The organism is Bacillus sp. M13(2017), from assembly GCF_002218325.1.
Lineage (GTDB): Bacteria > Bacillota > Bacilli > Bacillales > Bacillaceae_G > Bacillus_A > Bacillus_A thuringiensis_K.
The window spans coordinates 34,871-55,849 of the sequence record NZ_KZ268521.1 but is presented as its reverse complement, the minus strand read 5'-3'; the positions used below and the strand labels follow the sequence as shown (position 1 = coordinate 55,849).

Below are 20,979 nucleotides of genomic sequence, written 5' to 3'. Positions count from 1 at the left end.
CTTTCTGTACCATCTAAATATCGTTTCACCGCTTGGATTTTTTCTTTTGAAGAAAATTTAGCCATAAAAAATGCACCTCCAATTGTTAGACTGTGTCTAACAATTGGGGTGCACTTCACTGCCATAGGTGACTCTAATTTAAAAGTCGTACAAAACCTAAATAACGGACGTTCCATACATTTAGCACCTCCATTATAATTTTTTAAAAAATATAATGCAAGAGGTTTCGTTTCTTGCTGCCTTTTTTAGATAAATAAGAGGTATGTGTTGGAATGTTCCCGAACGAGAGGGGAACTTGGGGAATATGAAGGCTGGAAGCATTACAAAATTTAAGCATTTATCACGATTTAGGGATATAAAAGAATTTAATAATAATGTAGAACAGTGGTTAGTGGATATTAAAAAGGAATTTACTAAAGGTGAATTAGTCGCATTAAAGCGTCTTATTCGTTATGGTTGTAAGTTTGCTGGTGTCTCTAATGCTAAAATTCAAACCATTATTTCAGCTACTCATGAAGGTAGCATAGGCATTTCAAGAAGTACCTTTGAACGTATGCTACGCAAAGCAAAGGAACTTGGTTTAATTGTTGTACATAATACAAAACGAGGTAATTTTCAGGGACATAATGTATATGTATTTCAATGTTATCAATCAAAAATCGACATTAAAGAACAAAATGATGTAGTGAAAAAAGCAAAAATTGACGTACCAAATAAAACTAATAACCCTTCTGAAACTAACAATCAAAATATAAATAAACGTAATAAAGACGTATTTATTAATAATCAAAAAGAAAATGTGAAAAATGGGAAACATACAGAATTAAACGCTGAATTTGTTTCAGAAAGAGTTCCTAGTGCATTTACAAACCTTGTAAAATGCTTCTTTGACAATGCAGCAATAATTGAGGAATTATACAAGATGTATTCTATTTCCGTAAATAAACTGAAGCCTGTATATGAAGGTAGTGAATTATTGCATGAAGGATTAGAAGCGTTTAAACAAACGATTAGAAACATTAAATTAGGGAAGGTTCGTAATATGTATGCTTATTATTACGGAACGTTACAGAAAAAATTAGATGGCTTATATTATTGCTTAATTGAAGAAATACAAGAAGGAGTTCATATAAGACCTAAACTGCTAAATGCTGCTAATGGGATATTTTATGAATTTATTTAATGAGTTAAATGCTATTAAGAATTGTGGTTTAAATGGTATACTTACTTTTTAGGGGGAACGATATTATGACAGAAACATTAAAAAATAACCCACAAATGGTACAAAATAATTTACAGGATAATAATGGATTATACGTAGAAGGCAGTATACCTTCTATCATCAAATACATGGGTTCTAAACGTGCTATCATTGAGTATGTGGTAGAAGGAATTAATGAATGCTACTCAGGAGGCACAGTAGTTGACTTATTCGCAGGAACAACCGTGTTGTCAGGGGCATTGCGTAATCAAGTACCTATGATGTCAAATGACATTCAACAGTATTCAGCAGTTTTAGCAAACACATATTTATCTAACTATGAATGGGACAAGTACCCAAATATTCTTCAAGATACATTAGCAGAAGCTGAAGAACTAGTTAATGTATTTAAAAACTCATACCCTGATTTAGTGTTTAATTATAACCGTGAATTTACATTAGAAGAGTTTAACGAGTTAGAAAAAGCACAGCAAGAATTAATTAACATGGATTTTTCCGAGTTTCCTTTTCACTTGTTCGTAAAGAATTATTCAGGGACATATTGGAATTTTGAACAATGTCTATGGATTGATGCTATAAGGGAAGTAGCAGACAGGTACAAAGATGAACCAGTGTTTTATCCAATCCTAGCTAGCCTAATGTTTGCTATGTCTTATAACTCACAAAGTACGGGACATTACGCACAATATAGGGATGCTAAAGATATTAAATCAATGGAAGACATACTGATTTATCGTAGAAAAGATATAGCTTCATTCTTTGAAAGAAAGTTTACAGAATTTCAACAAACATTAGGGGAAAATCCCTTACAACATAAAGTAATTTCAGTGGACTATATGGACTGTTTGGAAAGCATAGAAAACAATTCTACGGTTTACGCTGACCCACCATATTGTTTTGTACACTATTCACGCTTTTATCATGCAATTGAAACACTTGTGCGTTATGATTATCCTGAAGTGAAATTTAAAGGAAGATATCGTACAGACCGTCACCAGTCACCATTCTGTATTAAAACGAAAGTTAAAAAAGCGTTTCAATCCATGTTTGAAAAGATAAATGAGAAACAATCGAATCTAGTATTGAGTTACAGTGATACTGGTATGATTGAAGCGGACGAAGTAATTCAAATAGCGAAGAGTACGTTTGATGATAATTATTCAATTGAATTTCGCTTACAGGACTACGCACACAGTACAATGGGACGTAAAGAAGATAAAAGTAGAAATGTATTGGAATGTTTAATATTAATTAAGCGTTCATAATAATTAAAAGGTCGTAATACCTACGACCTTTTAATTACCAATATGTAAAAATGTCTTCTGTTATTCCTATTACTACTAAAGGGCAAGTGAACCTGTTAGTTTTAAGTAATTTCTCAAGCTTATCTGTTTGAGTTGTTGTTTCTCCGTATTTATCGGCTATAGGTTTCCCCTTAGATTTATCGTTAACGGTACTAACACCTAATCTTTTGAATAGGTGTTCTAAGTCGTGGTGCCTTGTAATAATTACCCCAACCTCTATAGCTTCGACCTCGTACAGATATGAAAATAATTCTAAATCTCTAGAAAAAAATTGATGTTTGTTGTTCCATTCAATCTCAATGCCAACTTGTTTTTTGAATAAATCAAGTTCGTGAGTTTCGGAGGTTCCTTTAATTCTTTTGTAGACCACTTTATTTTTCTTGTTGAAATTTTTCCCGATTCTAATAACGCTAGAGTGTTCTACTTCTACCCCTCTCCATCCTTTTTTTTTGAAAAGTTTTTCCAGTCTTTGTGTAACTTTAGATTTTCCACCACCAGAACTAGCTACTTCAGAATACAATAATCTAAAGTTACTTAAAACAAATTTTATTTCTTTCCATCTATCAGGATGGCGGGATTTAAGTATAGTTAAACCATTCTTTTTCTCAGCGATATGATAGTGTGCTTCTATCCATGAGTCATCGAATTTTATAGTCATATTTTCTACCTCATGATTTTAAATATTTTCTACATAAAGGTTATCTTTAATTCCGAAAACTAAAATCGGGCAACCGCCACCACTGCCGCCTTCAATACGTGGTACTAATTTGTCCATATGCGTTGTAGAAGCCCCATAAGAACTTCCTTTTCCAAGATTATTAAAGATTGATTGTAAGTGAGTACATCGGGTAATAATTACACCAACACTAACAGCCCTAAGGTCAAATAATAAACGGAAGTTATTTAAGTCTCTATCGTAAAAAGGGTCCTTATTATTCCATTCAATTTCAACAGCAATTCTATTTTTGAAACAATCAATACTATGAGTTGGAGATTCTAGTTCGCTTTCATCGATTACAATCTTAGTATCAAATGATTTCTCTTTCCACTCTAAGCTATAAAAATGCGAGTCAATTTTATTTGAAATTGGTGATTTACGCCCACCTGCTTGTACAATATCACTTCTCAGTAACCTAAAATTACTTAATACATCTATAATTTCATTCCACTCATTTGGAAAATCTTCCTTTAATATGGCACAAGCATGTCTCCATTCATGTACTTCGTAATTGTCTCTAATAAATTGTGGCAATAATTCAATAGTCAAGTCGACGACCTCCTTTCTTTTTTATAGGATTATTTTACCATAATTTTTATTAGTTATATAGATTGTATAATATAGTAGACTTTAGATTCTTTGTACAACGCATATTTAAAAATAAACTTCTTTTCAGCTAAAGTATTTTTAATTTCTTCTATAATAAGCTTGACCAAAAGAGAAGAAAGAACCCTTGTAATACATAGCTGGAAATTGAAAATAATTCTAAAATACACCTGTAAACTCCCTCTATTTCTCACACATTAGTATAGGGGGAACTTATAAGACTGCATACTTCATTGTGTGCGTTTTTTTATTTCCCCCTTATTCTCCTTATATGTTGTACAATTTTCTACCTTAGCCCCTATGTCATTTGATGTGGGGGATTTTTTGTACCAGCAAAAGGAGAAATGAAACTATTTAAACTATCAAAGGGGGTATTTAATAATGCTTGGAGATTATAAGGGCTTACCCTATAAACCTGAAATTAAGCCGCAAATGCTTCGGTACATTCGGCTTTCACGCAATTTAACACAAGCTGATGTAGCTGGAAAGCTAGGGGTAAGTCAAAGAATGATTAGCGAATACGAAAGCGGAAACGTTGAAGATTTTAGTCCAAATGTTTATGCCCGTGTAGAGGAATTAAAACGCCGCTATCGTATCGACAGGGTAGAAATTGATTCTTATAGAAAGCTAATGGAAATCAAATCCAGACGTGGGTACAAAGTATGACAAAGAAATTAGAAAGATTGAGTGCTGCTATTTTAACAAAGGGCTATACCGATGAACAGTTAGACAACAAAGCAAACGCCCTTTTAGATAAGTTATTTCATTTACGTACAACCGAAAAGGAAACAGCTATTAGCATAAAAGAAACAAAATTAGCTATACAAGCTGTAATGTTTGCTAAGAAACAGCAAGGACAAAAGAAAGGGGAAAATACAAATGTTATTTCAAATTGATAGAAAAGAATTAGATAAAGTAATTGCAGGATATAAGCCACACCGTCATACAAAGAAATCTATTCAAGCATTTCAGAAAGATATGGCTGATATTGAAAAGTACGCTAATAGTATTGAGGAACAGCAAGGAGTGAAACAAGCTGAATTAACGAAAGTGCTTGCTGATATGGAAGCGACTTTTGAAATTGGTGAACGTATTTATTTGCAAAATGAACAACAGCACCTAGTAACTGAGTTACAAGCACTTGATGTGTACTTAGAAGAATGTACAGAACGTAAGACACAGGCACGGTTAAAACATGCCCCAGCAGTCGCACAAGCAATTAATGAAGACCGCAGGGAATTAAGTGCCGCATTCACTGAAGAAATGAATAAAGCTGTACGTGTGGGGCTTTCTGATATTATGCAGTCTGTAGCTGACGTTAGTGTAATGCTGGAAACTGATAAGGAAACCTTTGTTACTGATGTATATGACTGTTTAGCTGGTGATAGTGTGATTATTGAAGCTTACAACTACCAACGTAGAACAATTAACACGTCAACACCATTAGAAGTAGGGTATCTAAACATTACACCTTCAGACTTTATTCAAGCTACGAACGGACATAACACCGTTAAGGGTAACAGCTTTATTATTCGTGACTATGGACAAGAAGGGAACGAATAACAATGCAATACAGCAAAGAACTGCTAGACAAGATAAAACAAGGCGATACTAGTATTTTGCAAGGATTACCAGCATTTGCCCTACTCTCATTAGGATTACAGTTACAGCAAGAAGCAAAAGACAAAGCTGAAGGTAAAACAAAATAAATAACATGAGATAGTGAAGGCAGCCATTGTGGTTTGCCTTCTTTTTTTATTAATCACAAATTTAATGTCCCGTTTGGGTGTGATTCAGGTACTACCTTTTTGCAACGCACATGAAGGAGGAACTTACACATGAATAAAAAGACAACTAAACAAAACATTCAAATTCCAGTAAGTGGGACATTAGCAAAAGGAAACATTACCACTAATTATGTAATCTGCCCTATACAGTTGAATTACTACACGCAATTAGGACTAATTTTACCAGCGGATGTACTGACATACCTTAATTTAATTCAATATACCAATGTTGAATATGGTTACGCTTTTCCTAAAATCAGTGACTTAGCGAAGGTAACAGGAATGAACGGGGAAACCGTAAGTAATTCAGTAAAGCGATTGGAACGGGCAGGGCTGATAATTAAAGAAAAGAATTATGAGTACGGAAACAAAAATATTTATTATGTTTTTACTCCATATGAGAAAGAAGATTTGGGCGAAATATTTCCCGACTTAAAAGCCAAAAATGACCAGCGTATTGCTGCTATTGATAAGAAAGAAAAGAAAGACAAGGGGCGTTTAGAGGGATATCAGCAAAAACTAGAAAAAGCGGAGAAACAACGTGAAGCATTGAAGGCTAAAAGTAAGGTAAATTCAACGCCAGAACCACCCGTACAGGACAACGCTAGACAATTGGAAGAAGAAGCGGAAAGAAGTATGCGGGGAAAGTTGGCGAAATTGTAGGCGAGATAGTAATTCACATACGTTGTGTGCTTTATGAAAAAAGGAAACCCTTTAGTTACAAGGATTTTCAGCTTTTATTAATCACAAAAGTTATTAATCACATATGTGTGTTACTTGGAAAATTAGGGTTTAAAGGTAGGAAGAAACCAATTTCTATGAAACGAAAAAAAGGCGGTTATAAAGAATTACAGTATAAAGAATTAAGACAAAGAATTAAAATAGGGCTTCGCCCGTTGTTTCTATCTAAAGATAATATCTATGAAAAGAATACTGTCATAAGTAATAAAGAAAAGAGATAAGAATACGCCGCCGTACTGTGCCATTAGTGGGGCTATTAGGCGTGCAGTAAATAGGGGGAATAAAATGTATACAGAATTTGAAAATGAAATTAGAAGCTATGAAGTAGCTAGCTTTAAAACGTTATCTATTGAGGAATACCAGCAGTTATTGAATGATAAATACGAGAGGTTTATTACAGTTGAGTGGCGTCCTTTTAATGTAATGGTAGCAGTACCACATGAGTGCCGTATTTGTGGCAAAGTCTTCTATAACCGTGCGTTAAATATGTTGGGGAATGCGGAGGAACTTCAGCACCAGTGTTTTTCAGTATTCAAAGGAAGTAATAGTGAAAGTGAGAAGGTACGTAAAAGAAGATTGGCAGAAATAGAGAAGGTAAAACAAAAGCTAAAAAATAAGGTACGTAAAGAAATATAAGACGTTTCTTAAAGTAACCCCTACTGGTTAACGCTAGTAGGGGTTTTTTATTTGTATTAGTGCAAGGCAACTGTATTGACAATACTTTATGCTTTGTTAGCTGAAATAGGCGAATAAATACCGCTTGGGTGTGTGAAATATTGTGAATTTGAAAAATCTTTTTTAATAGTAATGACAGCTATTAAACCCTTGTTATGTATGGGTTTGCGAATGTTTTTCCCTTGTGGAAATTAGTATAAAACCACAAGTATTATCCCCCCTGGCTTCAGCAGTGCGTTTTTAAACTCCTTCTAGAATATACCTCTAAAGACAAAGAAAAAGCCGCCTACCATACAGCAGGGGCTTATAACGTATTTTCGTATTCTTTCACTTTTTTATAAAAGGTTGCTTTTTTCATGCCTACTTCCTCCATAAATTTAACAGCAGTCATTTTGCCAGCTTTCCAATCTTTATATAGCTTGCCCCACTCTTTCGGTAGTTCCATAACAGGACGCCCCAAATGCTTACCCTTAGCCTTTGCAACGTCAATACCTTCCCTTTGCCGTTGTTTAATAGTTTCTCTTTCTTGCTGGGCCAATGTAGTATACACCTCAATAATAATGTTATTAATCATATCTATTACCCATTCTTGTCCTGCTGGAACGTCCTGCATAGTAGTTGGCAAATCAATTATTTTAACCCGTATTCCTTCTTTCTTAAAGTATTCTAGGTAGTCTTTAATTTGTTGTTTATTGCGTCCTAGGCGGTCAATAGACTTAATATAAAGCGTATCGCCTTCACGCATGGCTTTTAGCATGTTTTGGAAGCCTTCACGTTCCATATCTTTACCACTAGCCTTATCACTATATATGTATTTCTCGTCTGTTACATAAGGTTGTAAAGCCGCTAACTGTCTATCTAAATTTTGTTCTTTAGTTGATACACGGATATAGCCAAAATTAATACTCACGATAAAACCGCCCTTTATTTATTCGATAGGCTTAATATACACCAACCGTCTATAAAGGTCAATCATTTCACAAACGTATACAAAGGTTTATTTTTCTTTTTAAATAGACTATTGAAGAAGTTTTTCTTTACCGTCTACAAAGGTACACCTTTATGTACTTTTTTATTTATCTTTTCTTAAAATAACCTTTTCTGAAAGAAATCCTTAAACCAATCTAGCCCCCGTACATAGCTGTTAAATAATATCTCCCTCTTTATTCCCCTATTCCCTCCCCTACGTTATAACACCCTATATACAACCATCTATGAGGTTACTCCCTTAGATATGTGTCCACGTGTACCATGCCTAGTATACTGCACTATATAGCATGCAGTAGTCCCCTTCCCTATCCCCTACGCCGTGCCCACTACATACGGATATACACATGCAATCATATACACATGCAATCACATACACATGAGTCTACGTAGACCACACACGCATACACATACACCAGCACACAAGCCACAGGCACACAGTACACTATCGTATGTGTATACAAATGCAAGTATGAAATCAGCAACGCAAGTATGCGGCTTAAGATACTATCATATGTCCCTGTCACAATGTACCTACCAAAATACACATATATTCTTTTATTTTTTTTGATAGTAAGCCCCCCACAGGGGGAAGTAGGTGGTCTAGGGTCTGGGGCTAGTCCGTTATACATTTCTACACCACTTTTCTAAACTTGGGTAACAGTAACTTTCAATAAGATAAGGGTGGTTCAATTTTAACTAACCTTATCTTACCTGTGATTGTTCTTAAAAATTTCACACCACTTTTGAAAAACTTGGACTGGTGAGTATTTTGTATATTGGATATAATAAAAGTGCTACTTCTTTTAGCGTTAGCATTGTTCACCTCATGCCGTTAAATCTAAAAAAGTCCTATCGGCATAATGAACAGACAGGCGTACTAGTTATATCGACTGGTACGTCTATTTTTTACTTGAAGTTAACTGGATTGAGTTAAAGTTACTCTAAGTTAACTTAAGGTGTATGTGTATACCTACTATTCACTTAACCTATTACGGTATTACGTAATTGTGTAAAAAAATACAGAGAATTATAAATATATAGGTTTAAGGTTTAGATTTATTTGTTCAGCACATACTTAAATTAATAGTAAAAATTAAGGAGTGGGAGTTATTACTTATGAGTAGACGTAAAAGAATACAACTTATGAAAATTACTATTAATGGTGTAAGTGTTGAAGCAAAAGAGTGTACAAAATGTAATGAGATTAAACCCTTAGAGGAATTTAGTAGACATAAAGATGGATTAGGTGGAAGAGTATCGCATTGTAAATGCTGTAAAAAGATACAGTATCAAAAAGATAAAAGTACTATAGGGGAAAGACATAAGCTTTATTATTTAAAGAATAGAGAAATTATTAAACAGCGTGTTAAGGAATACCGTATAGAGAATAAAGAGTATGTTAAACAGCAACATAAATTGTATTATGAGAAAAATAAAACTAAGTTAAAAGAATATAAAAAACAGCATTATATACAGAATAAGGAACATTATAGAGAATTGAGTAAACAACAGTACGAACAAAATAAGCTACAAATTAAGGCTTATAAGAAAAAGCATTATCAAGAAAATAAGCAGCGTTATCAAGAGTTAGGACGGATATGGTGCATTCAGAATAAAGAACTTGCAAGAGAATATAAAAATAAATGGAAAAAACGAAACCCTGAAACAGTAAGGTTGCATAAATTAAGAAGACGGGCTAGGGAATATACATTGCTTGATACGTTAACAATAAAAGAACAAAAAGAAATTTTAGACCATTTCATGGGATGTGCTTTAACAGAAAAAAGGGAAGATATACATTTTGACCATTTTATACCATTATCAGTAGGTCATGGTGGAACAATATTAGAAAATATGGTTCCGTTATGTGCTGAAGTAAATATGTCAAAGGGTAACAAAAATCCCTTTGAGTGGATTAAGACAAGAGATGATATAGCTTTAGAAAAATGGGATAAATTAGTCCGTTATCTTGCTATGTTAAATAATATGACTATGGAAGAATTTGAAACTTATGTTTATTGGTGTTTTGAAAATCCAAATGAAATTGAAATAGAAGAAAGTGAAGAGGACACTGTTTAATATGCAGTAGTCCTTTTTTATTTTGTTTGTCCTTTTTTATTTTATAACTGGTACTACTCATTTGTATTATATAAAACACAATGAAATGGGGTACTTAAAAATGGAGTTTAGCAAAATTGAATGGGAAGAAAAAACAGAGGGGCTATCTGAATTAATAAACGGGAAATCTGTACAAGTTCTAAAGTTAGCGTTTATAGGAGACTTGAAAGAAGAAGCTAATAAATATTTTAGACAAGCTGAGAAGCACTTAAAGGAATTTTTGATATTAGTAGCGGCACATAAAGAAAATGAAAAAAAAGCTAATGACCAGTGGTTTCTATGGGAATTTTTTAATGCAAAAGGTATTTGTTTACAACAAGAAGCCGAAGAATTATATGTTCAATGGTCGTCAAAATGGGAAGTTGTAGCAAAGTAAGCAAATAAAATACTGAAATACATATGTAAAAAGCAAGTAAAGAAAACGACTACAGGCTTAACAGCTTGTAGCCGTTTTATATTATGTTTGTACAAGATGGAAAGTTTACTATATAGATTATCGAACATAACCAGCCAAGTGAAAAAGCCATGAAAGATTTATTTATACGTACATTCGATAAAATTAATAAAAAGCGGCTTAAATAGCCGCCGTCCTAATATCATTTAAATTATTTTCTCTAAACATAATGATTTAGTTCTTTTCTGTTCTTTTCATAAAACCTAAAATACTCTTTTTTCGATTGTCCAGTTTCTCTAGATAATTCTTTGCTTCATCGTAATTAAGAATTAGGCAGCCTGTAAAAGCCCGTGCTATGAATAGGATATAACTCTCTGCTTCAGTGCCTTTCACTTGTATATTGTGGGCTAAATGTAAGGTATTCCAGCTACCTTCTTCAAATTTATAATTAAAATCATTTAATTTTTCGCTTATATCAGTAGGCAGAATGTGACTAGGGTCCAACTGCACAAAAGGATACCCCTTTGCTGAAAGAATATTCAGTAAAGATTCTAGATTATAAAAAGATTTTATATCTCCTTGTACTGCAAATATTTCGAGTGACGGGTCTTTATCTTCATCAAGCATAGGATAAAACATACTACCAAAGGTATAGTAAGTTTCTTCGTTCACAAGCCATCTCCCGTACCTCTGTGTAAAGATTTTCGCAATGTCTTTATTTAGATTACTATGCATAAAGCTATTAACAATTTCATCTTTGACAGTAGTATCTCTTTCTTTTACAAGAAGCAGTTCTCTATGAAAGTTAAGTTGCTTTAATATCTTTACATTCCCAGTAGGTTCTTCCCCTTCTACATGATTTATGAAATCTTCTAATAACTTTTTAACGAAAATATCATTGAATGTTTTTTTATCAATATCCGCATAAATAGTAAGCAAATTAGAGAAATCGTCTAAATAAGTAAGTTGGTTTTCCCATAGATGTTCTAGAAATTGTATCTTATCAGGTTCAAATGCTATATATTTAGCAGCAAAATATTCCATAAAGGATTTGTGAATCCATTTATAGCTAGAACCTTCTTTAATTAATAAAGGAACATTCTGTACTATATCCATAAGAACTTCAGAGGGTTCAATTTTCCTTTCAAGTACACCCTCCTTCAGTATTTCTTTAATTACATTCAAAAGATAATCGGTTTCAAAGTCGTTAATACTATCCTCGATACAACGAAACGCAAAATGTTGTAAAAAAACATCTAATTCATCCCTAGATAGCCCACTCGATATTTGTCTTTTATAACCATCTTCTTTAGTTAAATCGTGGTCAGAGTAAAGTGCATCGTATACCTGACGATAAAAAGACGCTTGAATTAAAGGTAATTCATGTTTATCTCTATATGTAAGGTATAATAAGGAAACATATAGGGGATTCGCTAAAAACTCATTAAATTTACCTTTTGCTTTATTAATGGTTTTCACAAGATTTTCATATATATTATAGCCTGAAACTTTATCGTATTTATCTATTAATTCAAAGGCTTCTTCCTTTCTTAAACCTGCAATTTCAAACTTCTCGAAGTCGGAAAAATTAAGACCGTGGTGCGGTCTAGAGGTGATAATAAAACGATTTTTATTACCATAAGATATAAACTGTTTTAAATCTGAAGATACTTTTTCTCTATCATTTCCAGGGATTTCGTCATATCCATCAAAGAAAAAGAGAAAGTCTCCGTCCTTTATCAGTTCTATGATATGTTCTTTTGTAAAATCAGAAGATAAGTAGTTTATTTTTTTATATATTTCATCTATTACACTGTGGTCACTCTTAAGCTTTCTTAGTTCAATAAACATAGGTATTTGAATTTGCTGCCTAATTGAAGATAAAAATAAAAACTTTAAGAATGTTGATTTTCCCATACCAGCATTATCAGTAATAAGTAATTTGGGATGGTTTTCAAAAAATTCTTCATTATAAGTATCTAGTAATACAGCATTAGTAGGCCTAGTATAAGTATTGAACTCTAAAGATATTATCTTTAATGGTTGATATACTTGTTCTAAATACACTTTGTGGTGTTTTAAAGCAATGGTTGGAATAGTGCGGTATTCATTAACACTACTCTCTAGGTATCTGCTAAACTTTTCAGCTAGTTCATCGTAACATTCAAATTTTATTTTTTTCCTTTCAAAAACATTGTGTATTTTATTTTTTAATATTCCAAATAGGTGCTTAGTACCTTCCGTAGCTAATGTCCTAGTTGCTGAATCTAATAGCAAGGTATCTATATGTTCTATTGACATATCCTTCCTCCCAATCCTTTAAAATAGAATATCTTTACTTTTATTCTATATTTTACAGTATCCATATATATATTTAAATTCTCTTATTTAATTTTCCTCTCATTTGTATTGTTAAAAGATTATATTTAAAATTAATGTTGTTATAAAAAAACTTAGATAAGACAGAATTATCGTTACTATACATCATGAAAGGATTAGAAACAGATAAAGCACCAGTGAAACTATCTTATAATCAGTTACAAAATTATTAATACAACGTCAGAAGCTATAAGAGGACTGAAAACAAAAATCCCTGTCTGTTATAGTAGGACAGGAAACACCCAAAAATAAGAAAGAACTACATGAATTTATTAGCTATCTTTATAAAAGGTTCCTACCTTTTCACCAATAATTAACAATTAAATTATACAGTATAAAGGAAAAAAAGTCCGTGAATAGGATACATTTGAAAAATAGTCTAGCAAACTACTTGACTACATTTTCCAACTACTATAAAATTATTTTAACTTTAACTAGAAGTAAGTGGTTCGTTTTACTTGCCGTTATAAATATGTAGTATTTATGTACCCTATCTTTCTATTCCCTTGACAGGGTGGAGGTCGTGAGTTCGAGCCTCTCCGGGGTCATATGAAAAAGAGACACCATATCAACCTTCTACGTGATATGGCGTCTCTTTTTTATCTCATTCAATTACTTCCCACCAAACATCTTCTCCAAAGACTTCGCATTTGCAAACAATACTTCTTTCAAGTTATCGTCAGCAACGATTTTATAGTCGCCATCTTTGTCTTTCTTTAAGTTCAATGTAACTTCGCGAGTTGCCATTGCTGCATCTTTATCCGTTAAGTTTTTGATGATAGTTGAGGTCATTGTTTTTTCGATTGCTTTTTCAGATTGTTCTTTGTCTTCACTAAATGCGCTAGCGAAGGCCATTGGCACAACTTCTCCCACTGCTTTTGTTACAGCAACGGATAGATCAGCAGATGTAATTTTCACTTTCACTTCTGCTTTGTCATCCTTTTTCGATACTTCTTCTAGCTTTTCAAATTTAAAGTTCTTTGTAATTGCACTTAGCATTGCTTTTGCCTCAGCATCATCTGTTTTTTCATTTAGTTTATTAAATTCCTTGTCACTCTCAACAAATGTACGAGCTTTTTCTACATCACCTTTTTGTATCGCTGTTAAAAATTCTTCTGTAGTATCTTTCGGATTTGCACACCCTGCTAAAACACCTGCTGTTAATCCTACTACCATCATTAATAGCAATAATCTCTTTATCTTTTGCACACTCATTCTCCTCTTATCTTTTCTAGTAAGTCAGCATCATACAATATTATGAAACTTACATTACAAACATTTTTTAGTATAGCATTTATATGATTCGTTTCCTATTAATTCCCAAAAGATAAAGGACCTTGCAGCATTCCTACAAGGTCCCTCTTCTATCAATCTATATCCGTAGCACAAATGAACCACATTTTCTGCTCCCTACTACCCGCCACCATCCACATACTCCAATCAAAAATCATAAGCAATAACCAAAGTGATATATTAATATCAGTAAATAATAAATATAAAATGTAATCTCTCTTTTGTATTGCTCCTCTATTCATCAAAATGTAAGCGGCACCGATAGGAGGAAAAAGACAAATATTTTTCTTAACGACCACGGATACAAAGTTACTGTCTGCATATGAATCCCCTTTTCATCATAATACTTGCTTCAACATCGGTCTCACTACCCTATATTCATCACTATAAGCTTCCTTTATGATTAAAGGCGGGTAATCACTTTTTTCTTCCTCAATCATTATGAATACTTCTGTTTTCTCTTGTAATGTATTAGATTCACTATTTTTAGTAGGTTTTCTACTTGTTTTAATTTTCTTTGTTACTTCGCCAAGTTTTTGCCCAACTTCTTCTACTTTGGCAGGTTCATTCGTAACATAGTATTCTTGTTCGTCCCATACTAATATAGGTGGCACTTGTTCTCTTTTGTTACATATTATATAAGTAGTACTAGCAACAAGTAGTATACAAGTTAATAAATAGAAGATAGTTCTTTTATTCATATACTACACTCCTTATCTATCATTTCATTGGATTATATAACACAAATTATTTACGGTAAATGGATTAGGTGGTAATTTTTAGGTTTAATAATAAAAAAACCTTACCGAAGTAAGGTTCCATTTTTACATTCTATAGTGACTGATTAATTAATACGATCATTACAATAATTGCTATAAGCATAACAACTAAACAGCCGATTAATTTATAAAATCCTCGCTTCGTTAACGTCCCACCTTGAACGTCTTTACGAATAAATAAGAATACGGCTAAAAATAATACAAGCCCAATGCCAAAAGCATACATCATTTGCATATCTTAATCTTCCTTTCTCTCCTCCATCTTAATATCTTTTTGCTAAAACAACAAATGAGATAAAGACGGTACTCATTGTAAGTGCCATAAGTATATTCAATAATTCAGTAGCTGATAGTGTAAGTATTTTTAAGTTTAAGCCGATAGAGAAAAGAAGATAATATGCCGTTAATGCAAAAAAGGTTACAAACATTCCTTTATAACGAATAAGTTTCATTCGCTCATCTTTTTCTTTAAATTGTGGGTGCAAGTAACTAAGGCAGAAACACATAATCATCATTGCAAGTAACGTATAAGTAGGACTTGGCGGTGCAGAATGCGTCATTATACCTGTTAATATCATAAATCCACTCATAAATAGAAAAATAATTCCCATAATCACAAAGTACTTTTGTGAATAATTCATCCCTATTCCCCCTCTTCTTTTCCTTCATAAATAAATACATGTTCTATTGTTGTCTGAAATGTTTTCGCTATTTCAAATGCTAGCGGAAGTGATGGATCGTATTTCCCTTTTTCAATTGAGATAATGGTTTGTCTGGAAACTCCAAGTTTCTCAGCCAACTTTTCTTGAGATAGTCCAAATTTTTTCCGGTATTCGACCATTTTATTTTCCAAGGAAATTTCTCCCTCCTTCCATATACCGAGTATATATGTAAAGGAAACTTTACGTCAAGTTCCCTTTACATATATTTTGATTATTATTCACGCTATTTATATAGAAGAAACTTTTTTAAATTTCAGCACGTCTATTTTGAAGCGAAACACGGAACACTGTAAATAACTGTTACTATATCTCCTCACTTCTTTTTTTAAAATTTAATATCTCCATATTTGTTTTATCCTTTTAAAATATTTCATTTATTTCTTTATTCCAAGAAATGCGTTATTTGTTTTACGGTGTTTTTCGTCATATTTATAGAAACTAACTGTTTATGAAGCATTTTTTATGTTTAGCAACTTTTTTTGTAGAAATCCTTCACTTTCCTTTCAATATTTAACACTATCTAAATAAAGTTTACGATAAATTCATAATTTTTTATTTTTTATACTATATTCCGTTATATTGTTGTATAATATCTATGAAAGCGCTTATTATTTCAATATACATAATTCAAACTATTTTTATCGAAACATTCTAACTATTATACCTATATTTAAATGCAACAATTATAGCTATTAGTATAGGCATACCAAATATATCCACCCCATTTTTCTGTAAAATTACTTTATAACATGAAAGATTAACTTGGGTGATAAGTTATTGTGAATGTTTTTTTACAAAACAGATAAGTAATAGTGTTTGGTATTATGTAAATTATTGTAATAACATAAGAGTAAAGAAAACATTTACATTGATTACTGATTCATTACTTATTGAAAAAGAGCAAAATGCACCTTTGTATGGAAAAGGATTATATGCATTGGGAGGTTTAAACAAATGACGAGGAAGAATACAACGACAAACCCTTGGGCCAAGTTCCACGGTCCGAACCTTGGTTATGTTATTGAGCAGTATGATCTTTACGTAACTGGAGCAGGTTCTGTTGATCCGGAATTACAAGAGCTTTTTGAAATTTTTGGAGCTCCTTCGTTTCAAGATGATGTCGTAACAGGGGACAACACAGCAACACATTTTTCTCCTCAAAACACAGGTAACATTGAAAAAATTCTTAAAGTCGTTCAACTTGTTGAGCAGATTCGTTCTTTCGGGCACACGTTGGCTCACATCAACCCGATGGAAGATGCTGCAAATGGACAATCTCTTCTTGAGAAAGCAATGAACGAACTGAGCGATGCTGACTTGAAAGCGATTCCAGCGAAAACAGTATGGCCAGATGCACCAGAAGGTATTCACACTGCACTTGATGTAATTCATAGATTAAAAGACGTTTATACAAAATCTTTAGCTTATGAATTTTCTCATATACAAGATAGTGAAGAACGCGCGTGGTTGCATCAAATGGTGGAATCAAATTCATTGCGTCAACCACTATCAAATAAAAAACGAACTGCTCTTTTAAAACGTTTAACAGCTGTTGAAGGTTTCGAGCAATTCTTGCATAAAACATTCGTTGGGCAAAAACGTTTCTCTATCGAGGGCGTTGATATGCTTGTACCTGTTTTAGATGAAATTGTTCTAGAAGGTGCTAAAAACGGCGTAGAGGATGTCATGATTGGTATGGCTCACCGCGGTCGTCTAAGCGTACTTGCTCACGTATTAGAAAAACCATATAGTCACATGTTTGCTGAGTTCAAACATGCAAAAATAGAAGGCGCAGTAGCCAATTCTGGCTGGACTGGCGACGTGAAATACCACCTAGGTAGAGAACAAGTCGTTAGTAACGAAGAAGTTAGCACTCGCGTTACATTAGCAAATAACCCGAGTCATCTTGAGTTCGTGAATCCTGTAGTAGAAGGTTTCGCACGTGCTGCTCAAGAGAATCGTAAAAAATCTGGTCTTCCAGATCAAGATACTTCAAAATCATTCGTAATTTTAGTTCATGGTGATGCTGCATTCCCTGGTCAAGGTATTGTATCTGAGACACTCAACTTAAGCAGATTGAACGCGTATCAAACAGGCGGAACGATTCATGTTATCGCAAACAATGCAGTTGGTTTTACGACTGATAGCTATGATTCTCGTTCTACGAAATATTCAAGTGACCTTGCAAAAGGTTTCGATATTCCGATTGTTCACGTGAACGCTGATGATCCGGAAGCTTGTCTTGCAGCTGCTAACCTTGCGATTCAATATCGCATGTTGTTCAAAAAAGATTTCTTAATCGATTTAATTGGTTACCGCCGCTACGGTCATAACGAAATGGATGATCCAGCAGTTACGCAACCACAAGTGTACAAAAAAATTAAAAACCATCCAACTGTAAGAGCAATTTATGCAGAGCAATTACAAGCTGCTGGTGTTCTAAATGCAGATGAGGTTGAAACAATTACACAGTTTACACAAGAGCAATTAAAATCCGACTATGCACAAGTACCACCAGCTGATACGAGCGACGCAACAATTCACGTTAAAGTACCAGATGTTGTTGCAAAAGGTATTCAGTCAATTGATACTGGTGTTGAGATTGACTCACTTCGTGCAATTAATGAAGGTCTACTATCTTGGCCAGAAGGCTTTAACGTATATCCGAAAGTGAAGAAAATTCTTGAGCGCCGTAAAGATGCTCTTGAAGAGAACGGTAAAATTGAATGGGCACTTGCTGAATCATTAGCATTCGCTTCTATTTTACAAGAAGGTACGCCAATTCGTTTAACTGGTCAAGATTCACAGCGTGGTACATTCGCACACCGTCATATCGTATTACACGATACTGATACAAATGAAACATATTCACCGTTACATCGCTTACCAAACATTAATGCTTCGTTCTCTGTTCATAACAGTCCGTTATCAGAGGCTGCTGTTGTTGGTTACGAATATGGTTATAACGTATTCGCTCCAGAAACTCTTGTTATGTGGGAAGCGCAATATGGTGACTTCTCCAATACTGCGCAAGCATTATTTGATCAATATGTTTCAGCTGGAAGAGCAAAATGGGGTCAAAAATCTGGTTTAGTTCTTCTATTACCACACGGTTATGAAGGTCAAGGACCAGAGCACTCTAGTGCACGTCCAGAGCGTTTCTTACAGTTAGCTGCTGAGAATAACTGGACAGTTGCAAACTTAACGAGCGCGGCTCAATACTTCCATATCCTGCGTCGTCAAGCATCTATCTTAGGAACAGAAGCTGTTCGACCATTAGTATTGATGACGCCGAAGAGTTTATTACGTCACCCACTTACGCTTTCAACTGCTAGTCAGTTAAGCGAAGGACGTTTCCAACCTGCTTTAGAACAAGAAAACCTTGGCATGAAACCAAATAAAGTAAAACGTCTTGTTTTAAGCACAGGTAAAATGGCAATTGACTTAGCAGCAGAAATCGAGTCTGGTAAACATGAGTACAACTTAGACGAAGTTCATGTCGTTCGTATTGAGCAATTGTACCCATTCCCTGCTGAGAAAGTTCAATCTATTATTAAACGCTTTAAAAACTTAGAAGAAATCATTTGGGTTCAAGAAGAACCTCGTAATATGGGCGCATGGCATTACATGGCTCCAATTCTGTTCGAACTTGCTGGAGATAAAGTGAAAACAGGTTACATTGGACGTCCTGATCGCTCTAGTCCATCTGGCGGCGATCCATTCGCTCACAAAGCTGAGCAAGAACTAATTGTTGCACATGCTTTAGATGTGAAGTATAACTTCCGTCAAGATAAACAAGAAATTGAAGTTTACAGCAACTAAAAAGTAACAATGAAGGTTTCTAGCTTGTTCCTTGGGCAGAATATCTGCCCAAGGCCAGGCTAACAAATGGAGATTACCGAAGACAAAAGAAGAAAAAACACACCGTTAGGCAAATAAGGGGAGGACATTTAAAATGATCGAAATTAAAGTACCTGAGCTTGCAGAATCTATTACTGAAGGAACTATTTCACAATGGCTTATCAACGTAGGCGACAAAGTTGAGAAAGGTGGCAGCGTTGTTGAGCTTGAAACTGATAAAGTCAATGTAGAAATCATTGCAGAAGATTCAGGTATTGTATCGAAGTTACTAGGCGAACCTGGGGATACAGTTGAAGTTGGCGCAACTATCGCAATTTTAGATGCTAATGGAGCACCAGTTGCAGTAAGTACACCTGCACCGGCTGCTGAGCAACCAAAACAAGAAACGGCTGAAGCACCGAAAGCTGCGGCACCAAATGGTGAGCAAACTGCAACACTACAAGGTTTACCAAATACAAACCGTCCTATCGCATCACCAGCTGCTAGAAAAATGGCTCGTGAATTAGGAATCGACTTAAACGACGTACGTAGTACAGATCCACTTGGACGCGTGAGACCACATGATGTACAAGCTCATGCTGCAGCACCAAAAGAAGCACCAGCTGCTCCAAAGAGTCCAGCTCCTGCTCCAGTTGCAAAAACGGAATTCGAAAAACCAGTTGAGCGCGTGAAAATGTCCCGCCGCCGTCAAACAATTGCAAAACGTCTTGTAGAAGTTCAACAAACATCTGCAATGTTAACAACATTTAACGAAGTTGATATGAGTGCGATCATGGAATTACGTAAAGAACGCAAAGATGCTTTCGAGAAAAAACATGATGTACGTCTTGGCTTCATGTCATTCTTCACAAAAGCAGTTGTTGCAGCATTAAAACAATTCCCACTATTAAATGCTGAAATTCAAGGTGACGAGCTTATCATTAAAAAATTCTATGATATCGGTATTGCAGTAGCAGCTCCAGATGGATTAGTTGTTCCAGTTGTACGCGATGCTAACCAATTAAACTTCGCTGAAATCGAAAGCGAGATTCGTGAATTAGGTAAAAAAGCACGCGATAACAAACTTTCATTAAAAGAACTACAAGGTGGTACATTTACAATTACAAACGGTGGTGTATTCGGTTCTCTAATGTCAACACCGATCCTAAATAGCCCTCAAGTTGGTATTTTAGGAATGCATAAAATCCAAGTACGCCCAGTTGCAATTGATAACGAGCGTATGGAAAACCGCCCAATGATGTACATTGCTTTATCTTACGATCACCGTATTGTAGATGGTAAAGAAGCAGTTAGCTTCCTTGTTGCTGTTAAAGATATGCTTGAAGATCCAAAGTCATTATTATTAGAAGGTTGATAGATTAAAAATCTATTAAAGGCTGTAGAATGAATC

The 20,979-nt window shown here is 34.2% G+C and carries 22 protein-coding genes and 2 pseudogenes; 14 read left to right on the top strand and 10 right to left on the bottom strand.

Translation table 11 applies throughout. The features are described from left to right. Window positions 1–304: 304 nt before the first annotated feature. Entirely contained in the window at window positions 305–1,183 is an 879-nt protein-coding gene (locus tag CGQ22_RS29105; RefSeq protein ID WP_175423352.1) for a hypothetical protein, read from the top strand. A gap of 65 nt (window positions 1,184–1,248) precedes the next feature. Further along, window positions 1,249–2,487: a DNA adenine methylase gene (locus CGQ22_RS29100; protein WP_254704092.1), complete on the top strand. Its 1,239-nt coding sequence runs from the start codon at window positions 1,249–1,251 to the stop codon at window positions 2,485–2,487. 34 nt (window positions 2,488–2,521) lie between these two features. Here the strand turns inward: CGQ22_RS29100 and CGQ22_RS29095 are convergent, their stop codons facing one another. After that, the gene (locus CGQ22_RS29095; RefSeq protein WP_089149702.1) at window positions 2,522–3,184 is read right to left on the bottom strand and encodes a BglII/BstYI family type II restriction endonuclease; all 663 of its coding nucleotides are present in this window, start codon (window positions 3,182–3,184) and stop codon (window positions 2,522–2,524) included. Between the two features lie 18 nt (window positions 3,185–3,202). Further along, window positions 3,203–3,793: a BglII/BstYI family type II restriction endonuclease gene (locus CGQ22_RS29090; RefSeq protein WP_089149701.1), complete on the bottom strand. Its 591-nt coding sequence runs from the start codon at window positions 3,791–3,793 to the stop codon at window positions 3,203–3,205. 438 nt (window positions 3,794–4,231) lie between these two features. On the opposite strand from CGQ22_RS29090, the gene CGQ22_RS29085 reads away from it, so the two are divergent. The 7 genes from CGQ22_RS29085 to CGQ22_RS29060 all read left to right on the top strand — a co-directional run bounded on the left by CGQ22_RS29085 (window position 4,232) and on the right by CGQ22_RS29060 (window position 7,014). After that, on the top strand, window positions 4,232–4,516 hold the full coding sequence (locus tag CGQ22_RS29085) for a helix-turn-helix domain-containing protein (protein ID WP_089149700.1): 285 nt from the start codon (window positions 4,232–4,234) through the stop codon (window positions 4,514–4,516). Beyond that, a complete protein-coding gene (locus CGQ22_RS29080) occupies window positions 4,513–4,746 on the top strand; it encodes a hypothetical protein (RefSeq protein ID WP_089149699.1) in 234 nt (77 codons plus the stop codon). The genes CGQ22_RS29085 and CGQ22_RS29080 overlap by 4 nt, the downstream gene beginning before the upstream one ends. Beyond that, window positions 4,730–5,413, top strand: a complete 684-nt coding sequence (locus CGQ22_RS29075) for a metalloendopeptidase (protein ID WP_089149698.1) — start codon at window positions 4,730–4,732, stop codon at window positions 5,411–5,413. The genes CGQ22_RS29080 and CGQ22_RS29075 overlap by 17 nt, the downstream gene beginning before the upstream one ends. A gap of 2 nt (window positions 5,414–5,415) precedes the next feature. Beyond that, window positions 5,416–5,559: a hypothetical protein gene (locus CGQ22_RS32210; RefSeq protein WP_175423351.1), complete on the top strand. Its 144-nt coding sequence runs from the start codon at window positions 5,416–5,418 to the stop codon at window positions 5,557–5,559. 129 nt (window positions 5,560–5,688) lie between these two features. Then, window positions 5,689–6,300 (top strand): helix-turn-helix domain-containing protein, encoded by a 612-nt coding sequence (locus CGQ22_RS29070; RefSeq protein ID WP_089149697.1) that lies wholly within the window; start codon window positions 5,689–5,691, stop codon window positions 6,298–6,300. A gap of 155 nt (window positions 6,301–6,455) precedes the next feature. Next, the gene (locus CGQ22_RS32205) at window positions 6,456–6,599 is read left to right on the top strand and encodes a hypothetical protein (RefSeq protein WP_175423350.1); all 144 of its coding nucleotides are present in this window, start codon (window positions 6,456–6,458) and stop codon (window positions 6,597–6,599) included. A gap of 64 nt (window positions 6,600–6,663) precedes the next feature. Then, window positions 6,664–7,014, top strand: a complete 351-nt coding sequence (locus CGQ22_RS29060; RefSeq protein ID WP_089149695.1) for an RING finger protein — start codon at window positions 6,664–6,666, stop codon at window positions 7,012–7,014. Between the two features lie 343 nt (window positions 7,015–7,357). Here the strand turns inward: CGQ22_RS29060 and CGQ22_RS29055 are convergent, their stop codons facing one another. Then, window positions 7,358–7,963 (bottom strand): recombinase family protein, encoded by a 606-nt coding sequence (locus tag CGQ22_RS29055; RefSeq protein WP_089149694.1) that lies wholly within the window; start codon window positions 7,961–7,963, stop codon window positions 7,358–7,360. A 1,196-nt stretch (window positions 7,964–9,159) separates the two neighbouring features. Between CGQ22_RS29055 and CGQ22_RS29050 the strand changes: the two genes are divergently transcribed. Next, window positions 9,160–10,122 carry an HNH endonuclease gene (locus CGQ22_RS29050; RefSeq protein ID WP_089149693.1) on the top strand — a complete coding sequence of 321 codons (963 nt, stop codon included), beginning with the start codon at window positions 9,160–9,162 and terminating at the stop codon, window positions 10,120–10,122. 100 nt (window positions 10,123–10,222) lie between these two features. Continuing rightward, complete coding sequence (locus tag CGQ22_RS29045; RefSeq protein WP_089149692.1) at window positions 10,223–10,537, top strand: hypothetical protein; 315 nt, start codon at window positions 10,223–10,225, stop codon at window positions 10,535–10,537. 252 nt (window positions 10,538–10,789) lie between these two features. Here CGQ22_RS29045 and CGQ22_RS29040 read toward each other — a convergent pair whose 3' ends face one another. Beyond that, a complete protein-coding gene (locus CGQ22_RS29040; protein ID WP_089149691.1) occupies window positions 10,790–12,856 on the bottom strand; it encodes an NACHT domain-containing protein in 2,067 nt (688 codons plus the stop codon). 185 nt (window positions 12,857–13,041) lie between these two features. Here CGQ22_RS29040 and CGQ22_RS33055 point away from each other — a divergent pair. Next, a pseudogene (locus CGQ22_RS33055) lies at window positions 13,042–13,247 on the top strand (GntR family transcriptional regulator). A 299-nt stretch (window positions 13,248–13,546) separates the two neighbouring features. Here the strand turns inward: CGQ22_RS33055 and CGQ22_RS29030 are convergent. The 6 genes and pseudogenes from CGQ22_RS29030 to CGQ22_RS29005 form a co-directional block, all read right to left on the bottom strand. Further along, window positions 13,547–14,143, bottom strand: coding sequence for a DUF4878 domain-containing protein (locus tag CGQ22_RS29030; protein WP_001169497.1), 597 nt, complete (start codon window positions 14,141–14,143; stop codon window positions 13,547–13,549). A 158-nt stretch (window positions 14,144–14,301) separates the two neighbouring features. Further along, window positions 14,302–14,549 (bottom strand): annotated as a pseudogene (locus CGQ22_RS32640) (hypothetical protein). 16 nt (window positions 14,550–14,565) lie between these two features. Then, window positions 14,566–14,928 carry a hypothetical protein gene (locus CGQ22_RS29020; RefSeq protein ID WP_001042764.1) on the bottom strand — a complete coding sequence of 121 codons (363 nt, stop codon included), beginning with the start codon at window positions 14,926–14,928 and terminating at the stop codon, window positions 14,566–14,568. Window positions 14,929–15,058: 130 nt separating this feature from the next. Further along, complete coding sequence (locus tag CGQ22_RS29015; RefSeq protein WP_001178294.1) at window positions 15,059–15,241, bottom strand: DUF3976 domain-containing protein; 183 nt, start codon at window positions 15,239–15,241, stop codon at window positions 15,059–15,061. Between the two features lie 28 nt (window positions 15,242–15,269). Next, window positions 15,270–15,647 carry a hypothetical protein gene (locus tag CGQ22_RS29010; protein ID WP_001109911.1) on the bottom strand — a complete coding sequence of 126 codons (378 nt, stop codon included), beginning with the start codon at window positions 15,645–15,647 and terminating at the stop codon, window positions 15,270–15,272. Between the two features lie 2 nt (window positions 15,648–15,649). Further along, entirely contained in the window at window positions 15,650–15,859 is a 210-nt protein-coding gene (locus tag CGQ22_RS29005; protein ID WP_000428506.1) for a helix-turn-helix transcriptional regulator, read from the bottom strand. A gap of 823 nt (window positions 15,860–16,682) precedes the next feature. Between CGQ22_RS29005 and odhA the strand changes: the two genes are divergently transcribed. Both odhA and odhB read left to right on the top strand, forming a co-directional pair. Further along, window positions 16,683–19,550 (top strand): 2-oxoglutarate dehydrogenase E1 component, encoded by a 2,868-nt coding sequence (gene odhA / locus CGQ22_RS29000; protein ID WP_089149690.1) that lies wholly within the window; start codon window positions 16,683–16,685, stop codon window positions 19,548–19,550. A 133-nt stretch (window positions 19,551–19,683) separates the two neighbouring features. Continuing rightward, complete coding sequence (gene odhB / locus CGQ22_RS28995) at window positions 19,684–20,943, top strand: 2-oxoglutarate dehydrogenase complex dihydrolipoyllysine-residue succinyltransferase (RefSeq protein WP_000569894.1); 1,260 nt, start codon at window positions 19,684–19,686, stop codon at window positions 20,941–20,943. Window positions 20,944–20,979 lie beyond the last annotated feature (36 nt).